The organism is Ventrimonas sp. (assembly GCF_048380235.1).
Lineage (GTDB): Bacteria > Bacillota > Clostridia > Lachnospirales > Lachnospiraceae > Brotaphodocola.
Window position 1 is genome coordinate 1 of record NZ_DBFCCJ010000002.1, and the last position, 6,167, is coordinate 6,167.

Below are 6,167 nucleotides of genomic sequence, written 5' to 3' on the forward strand. Positions count from 1 at the left end.
GCCATCCATAGCCGCATCCTAAATCAAGCACACGCTTATCTTTAAAATCCGGCAGCAGCTTTCTCAATGTTTCCCATTCTCCTGCACCGGCTAGTCCCTGCTGTGAGCGACTCATTTGACTGTATTTTTGAAAAAATATATCATCATCATATTTGTTTTCTTTTCCATATTCTACGTAATTCAACATCTTTCACCTCGCTGTAAACTTCCGATTTTTCGTTCTCTGCGACTTCCCAATAAACGGGAAGTTATATATGTCTTTGCAAATATACCATATCTATTAGTTGTACACCGCCCTCATAAATTGGGTGGTCATAATTGTCGGTAAAGAAATTCGGAATCTTGTGAGATCGAACAAATCCACATTTTTCATAAAATGGTATCGTCAATGGACTATCACCTGTTCCAACCTGCAAAACAGAATATTCATCTGCATATTTACTGGCAAGAAAATCAATTAGTGCTTTCCCATAGCCCTTTCCTTGATTCTGAGGATCGACTGCAATATTTTTAATTTCAAGTATTCCATTATCTTCATCAGTGACAACACATTCAGCTTTTGTCATACCATCTTCAAGTACATACATAGTACCTTTTTCAATATAACGGTCAATCATATTCTCCTGCTCATCAGCTAATAACAATAATGATATAAACTGCTTTTTATTCTTATCCACTTCTCTGATTTTCATATCCATCACTCCGTCAAACTGGATGTTATGGCTTTAATTTTCTCCAAATAACCAACTTTAGGACAATACATACGACCACAACAACAGCCACCATGGCACCATCCAACAGTAGCTCTGTGTACCACGGTGCAGACTGCATGGCATATAAATTTGGATAGGTTTTAAAGTTCCAGAACTTATAAATTCCGAACCCAATGAAAACTCCTATGAATGAACCAATAACGATGTTTAAAAAAACAATTCAACTTTCTCAGCATGGCAGTGCCCCCCTTTCCAAATTTCGATTTATCAAATAAGAATTTCCGTCAATTTTTCTCTTGATGCGGCTCGCTTCTAAGAGTAGGAACGAACTGTTCTGTTGCCGGAGACGGACCATTCGGGTCGGTCTCCGGCAGTATTTTTGTTATCGCCTATTAAAAAACAGCCGGAACGACTTTCTGCTGCGCTACATCGATGATGCCGTATGTATTCAGTCTGAGTTTTGGAATGACCGGAAGGCTGACGAAGGCGAGGGTCATAAAGATGCCGATGTCTTCCGCCACACCGTGTGCCTTGAGGGCATCGTTCATCGCCTGCATTTTCGCCGCAACGCTCTCTGCGCTTTCGGTGCTCATCAATCCGGCCACCGGAAGCGCAAGTTCTGCCACGACCTGTCCATCTGCCACAAACGCAAGTCCGCCTTTGTTTTTCCGCACAGTGTTGCCGGCCAGCATCATATCGGTATCGTTGTCCCCTGCCACGATCAGGTTATGGGAATCATGTGCGATGCTCGATGCAACGGCTCCGCATTTCAGGCTGAAGTTTCCTAAAAAGCCAATGCCCACATGGCCGGAGTGATGATGCCGCTCAAAAACGGCCAGTTTTACGATGTTGTGTTCCGGGTCCACACCGGGAGCTTTGCCCGGATGCCGTTGGAACGGGATGATTTTTTCCTCCGTAAGCAGCTCGCCCCGGTTCAGGCAGATGACACGCTCCTGCTCCCCGCTTTCCCGAAGTTCCAGGTCCTGCAGTGTGATCTCATCCAGATCAAAGGAATCCATAACGTGGGAAAATCTCACACGGTCGATGTCAAGCGGTGCGGGTTTCAGCGTTTTTCCGTGCTCGGCCACCAGCGTGCCATTCTTGTAAACCTGTTCGACCGTAAAGGATTCAAAATCCGATACTACAATGAGGTCGGCAGCATACCCCGGTGCCACGGCACCGTGCTGCTTGAACCCAAAATACTGTGCCGGGACCAGCGTTGCCATTTTGACGGCCACTGCTGGGTCTGCGCCCAGCCGGATCGCTTTACGAATGTTGGAATCGATGTGGCCGCTGTCCAGCAGGTCACCGGGGTGCTTATCATCCGTCACCAGCATGCAGCGGCTGCAATAAGGCTCCCGGAACAGCGGCATCAGGGCCTCCATATTTTTGGCAGCCGTTCCTTCCCGGATCATGATATATTGTCCGAGCCGGAGTTTTTCCATGGCTTCCTCAATGTTGGAGCACTCGTGATCGGACTGAACGCCTGCCGCAATATAAGCATTCAGGTCCTTATCGCTCAAGAGCGGTGCATGGCCATCCACGATCTTTCCCGCTTCGGTGCAGTCGCGGATCTTCTGCAGGATCTTCGGGTCACAGCGCACCGTTCCGTAGGCATTCATCAGTTCCGCAAGCCCCAGCACACGGGGATCGCCGTAGTAAGGCCGGAGCTGTTCTGCGTTCAGCACCGCACCGGATTCATCCAGATCCGTGGCCGGCACACAGGATGGCAGCATGAAATAAACCGAAAGGGTCAGATTTTTTGTCGTTTCCAGCATAAAATCCAAGCCTTCCAGCCCCGCAACGTTCGAGATCTCGTGCGGGTCTGTGACCACCGCAGTGGTACCGTGGGGCAGCACTGCCTGCTCGAAGGCCGGGCCACAGAGCATGGAGCTTTCGATGTGGATATGCCCATCGATCAGGCCCGGACAGACATATTTGCCGCGCAGATCAACTTCTTTCCGGCCGTGATACGCACCCACACCCACGATCCGGTTTCCGCTGATGGCAATATCAGCGGTGTCGATCTCATCGGTAAACACATTGACGATTCTGGCATTTTTCAAAACCAGATCGGCCAAAGCATCTCCTCTGCCTGCCGAGATCCGGCGTTTCAGTTCATCGGACTGCATAGAAACATCTCCTCTCTCTGAAGTTCGATTTTTTCACCTGTGGATTGGTTCTGCCCTTATTCTACCACGCCTTGCCGCTGCGGAAAAGATGTCGGGAAACAAAAATGGCCCCGGAGGGCTTGTTACAGCTCTCCGGGGCCACCTTATGTGCGTTGTGCCTTGGCGCAGACCGTCAGCACTCCACTGCCACCTTGATCACGCCGTCCCGTTTCTTTTCAAACAGCTCGTAGCCCTCTGCGATCCGGCGCAGGGGGTAGGTGTGGGTGATGAGCGGTTCGGTATCGATCTTGCCTTCTGCGATGAGACGCAGCGTTTCTTCACAATCGCAGCCGTCCACGCCGCCGGTCTTAAAGGTGAGGTTTTTGCCGTACATTTCCGGCAGCGGCAGGGTCTGTGCCTTATCGTACAGCGCCACCACGGTCACGATGGCGTTGGGTCTTGCGCACTCCCACGCCAGCCGGAAGGTGGAGTCTGCCCCTGCCACTTCCAGCACCACATCTGCCCCGCCGTGGTCGCTGTTGGCGCGCACAAAGGCGGCGCAGTCCTCCGGCTGCACGGTGAGCACCTGCGGGTAGTGCCGACGGATGAACTGCAGGCGGCTTGCGTCCTTTTCACAGACGATGATGCGCTTGGGGCTGTGCAGCATGACGCACAGCAGCGTGCAGATGCCGGTCGGCCCTGCACCGAGGATCAGCACGGTATCCTCGGGGGTGATTTCCGAGATGCGTGCCGCCCAAAAGCCGGTGGCCAGCACATCGCCCACCAGCAGCGCCTGCCGATCGGTAACGCCGTCCGGGATCTTGTTCAGTCCCTGATCCGCAAAGGGCACCCGGACATACTCGGCCTGCCCGCCGTCGATGCGGCAGCCCAGCGCCCAGCCGCCGTTTTGATTGGTGCAGTTGTTCACAAAGCCTTTTTTGCAGAAAAAGCACTCTCCGCAGAAGGTCTCCACGTTCACCGTCACCCGGTCGCCGGGTTTCACATTGGTCACCGCACTGCCCACTTCTTCTACGATGCCCACCATCTCGTGCCCTACCGTGATGCCGGGCACCGCCCGGGGCACGCTGCCGTGCTTGATGTGCAGGTCGCTGGAGCAGATGCTGGCAAGGGTCACTTTTACAATGGCATCCCGCTCGTGCTGCAGCACCGGCTTTGGTTTTTCCATCAGTTCAAATTTGCCCTCGGAAACATAGGTATAGGTCAGCATGCTTTTTACCTCCATGCGCTTTGATATTTCCGGACTTGAGTATACCACGCAGCTATGGCAAAGAGCAAGCCGCAAAAGGCCCGCCCTTTGCGGCAGCTCTCCGCCGATCAGATCTTGGGCTGATACTGCATGCTGGACACATTGTAAATGGTAACAAAAGCCTTGGGGTCTTCCCGGTTGATAAAGTTCATCAGCTTCTGATATTCGCTCTTGTCCACGATGGTAATGATCTCGTTGTGTTTTTCCAGATTGTATGCACCGATGGCCTCGTACATGGTCGCACCGCTGTGCAGGTCATGGAGGATGAACTGACGCAGCGCCTCCTCTTTTTCGGTGATGATGCAGACGCGGCGTTTGATGCTGTTATCAAAGATGAAATGGTCCAGCACGATGCCGTTGAAGTAAGTACCGAGGATACTCAGCACCACGGTCTTTTTATCGTAGACCAGGGCCGCGGAAAGCGCCACACACATTCCCGACAGAGACATGGCTTTTCCCAATTCCATGTGCAGGTACTTGTTCATGATCTTTGCCACGATATCCAGCCCGCCGGAGGATGCATTGCGGTTGAACAAAATACTCAGCCCGATGCTGACCACCAGAATATAGCACAGCACGTCCAGCTCCTGACTGCCGGTCATCGAGCCGAACTCCGGGAACAGCTTTTCAAACAGCCCCAGAAACACCGGCAGCAGCACACTGGTGTATACGGTCTTTGCGCCAAATTCTCTGCCGCAGGTAAAGAACCCGATGATGAGAAGCACGACGTTCAGGATCATCGTAATGACCGACAAGGGCAGCGGCACAAAATTGGACAGCACGATGCCAAGGCCGGAAATGCTGCTGACAGATGTATGGCTCGGCACCAGAAAAAAGAAAACGCCCGCCGCAATGATCGCCACCGCCCCGGTCAGGACTGCCGTCTCCCTCAGGACTGCGCCGGTCTTTCCTTTTACATCACTCATCTTTGTCCCCCTAAAATCAAATTTGTTTCACCGATCTCCTCATCTTTGTCGATGCGGACAAGGAGCTTACCGCCAAAGCGTTTGTATTCCATAGTGAGGTACCTCCATAAATTCTGAGTTGCTGTTCTCAGTATACCATGTTTTTCCCTTGCGGAAAAGATAGCGAAACAAAAATGCCCCCGGAGGGCTTGTTGCGGCTCTCCGGGGGCATCTTATGTGCGTTGTGCTTTGGCGCACACGACCGGCGTTTTACTCGATTGCAATCAGATTCGGGTTCTCAGGCAAAGCCTTCGTCTGCTGAGGAGCAGGCAGCTCGACGTGCAGGACGCCGTCCTCGAACTTTGCGTGGATGTCTTCCTTCTTCACATCGCCCACGTAGAAACTGCGCGCGCAGGTGCCAGAGAAGGATTCGCGCCGCAGATAGCGGCCCTTCTTATCCTTTTCATCGTTGCTGTGGCTGCGCACTGCCTGAATGGTCAGGTAGCCGTCGTCCAGTTCCATCTGGACGTCTTCCTTCTTGCAGCCCGGCAGGTCAACCGCTACTTCGTAGCCATTGTCCGTCTGTTTGACATCGGTCTTCATCATGTTTGCACCACGCTTACCAAAGGCGCCACGAGCCTCACGGTTCATAGCACGTTCCAGTGCAGCGTCATTCCAGAACGGATCGAAGAAATCATCGAACAGGTTTTCATGGAAAACAGTCGGCATAAGCATAAATCATTCCTCCAATCCCGGCGTTCGGGTCGGGGCAAAAAATCTGAAGCGTCCATTCAGAAGGGCTTTCCGGGGAGCCTAGCGGCTCTCCTTTTGCCCTTCCTCCTGAGCACGCCACTGTTATAGCACCGTTCATTAGCAGTGTCAACAGAAGAGTGCTAAAATTCATAAAAGAATAATACTTTTCTAAAATCCTATGCAATCTTTTCAAAATTCAGTCGTATCATCGTGTTTTTATCATTTCTGCCGGTACATCGGCGTAGACAGATATTTCATGCCGTTGTCCGGGACGATGACCACGATGTTCTTTCCCTGATTCTCCGGTCTGCGGCCCACCTGCACCGCTGCGTGCAAAGCCGCTGCTGCCGATGTGCCCAGAAACAGTCCTTCCGCCCGCAGCACCTCATGGGCCGTTTCGTAGGCTTCCTCGGTGCGG

General features: G+C 52.3%; 5 protein-coding genes and 2 pseudogenes. All 7 read right to left on the bottom strand.

What is annotated here, in order from left to right:
• Positions 1-187, bottom strand: a pseudogene (locus tag ACMP1L_RS00015) (class I SAM-dependent methyltransferase); the annotation flags it as partial.
• 61 nt (positions 188-248) lie between these two features.
• Positions 249-692, bottom strand: a complete 444-nt coding sequence (locus ACMP1L_RS00020) for a GNAT family N-acetyltransferase (protein WP_418451532.1) — start codon at positions 690-692, stop codon at positions 249-251.
• A 413-nt stretch (positions 693-1,105) separates the two neighbouring features.
• A complete protein-coding gene (gene ade / locus ACMP1L_RS00025; protein ID WP_418451534.1) occupies positions 1,106-2,845 on the bottom strand; it encodes an adenine deaminase in 1,740 nt (579 codons plus the stop codon).
• A gap of 172 nt (positions 2,846-3,017) precedes the next feature.
• Complete coding sequence (locus ACMP1L_RS00030) at positions 3,018-4,052, bottom strand: alcohol dehydrogenase (protein WP_418451536.1); 1,035 nt, start codon at positions 4,050-4,052, stop codon at positions 3,018-3,020.
• Positions 4,053-4,159: 107 nt separating this feature from the next.
• Positions 4,160-5,017, bottom strand: coding sequence for a YitT family protein (locus ACMP1L_RS00035; RefSeq protein WP_005946315.1), 858 nt, complete (start codon positions 5,015-5,017; stop codon positions 4,160-4,162).
• A 249-nt stretch (positions 5,018-5,266) separates the two neighbouring features.
• Positions 5,267-5,731: an Hsp20/alpha crystallin family protein gene (locus tag ACMP1L_RS00040; protein ID WP_158402520.1), complete on the bottom strand. Its 465-nt coding sequence runs from the start codon at positions 5,729-5,731 to the stop codon at positions 5,267-5,269.
• Between the two features lie 237 nt (positions 5,732-5,968).
• Positions 5,969-6,167: pseudogene (locus tag ACMP1L_RS00045) on the bottom strand (cysteine synthase A); the annotation flags it as partial.

Bases quoted from the DNA above. Each gene is read 5' to 3' on its own strand.
- ACMP1L_RS00030 (WP_418451536.1), bottom strand. From the start codon at position 4,052: ATGCTGACCTATACCTATGTTTCCGAGGGCAAATTTGAACTGATGGAA.
- ACMP1L_RS00040 (WP_158402520.1), bottom strand. From the start codon at position 5,731: ATGCTTATGCCGACTGTTTTCCATGAAAACCTGTTCGATGATTTCTTC.
- ACMP1L_RS00020 (WP_418451532.1), bottom strand. From the start codon at position 692: ATGAAAATCAGAGAAGTGGATAAGAATAAAAAGCAGTTTATATCATTA.
- ACMP1L_RS00035 (WP_005946315.1), bottom strand. From the start codon at position 5,017: ATGAGTGATGTAAAAGGAAAGACCGGCGCAGTCCTGAGGGAGACGGCA.
- ade (WP_418451534.1), bottom strand. From the start codon at position 2,845: ATGCAGTCCGATGAACTGAAACGCCGGATCTCGGCAGGCAGAGGAGAT.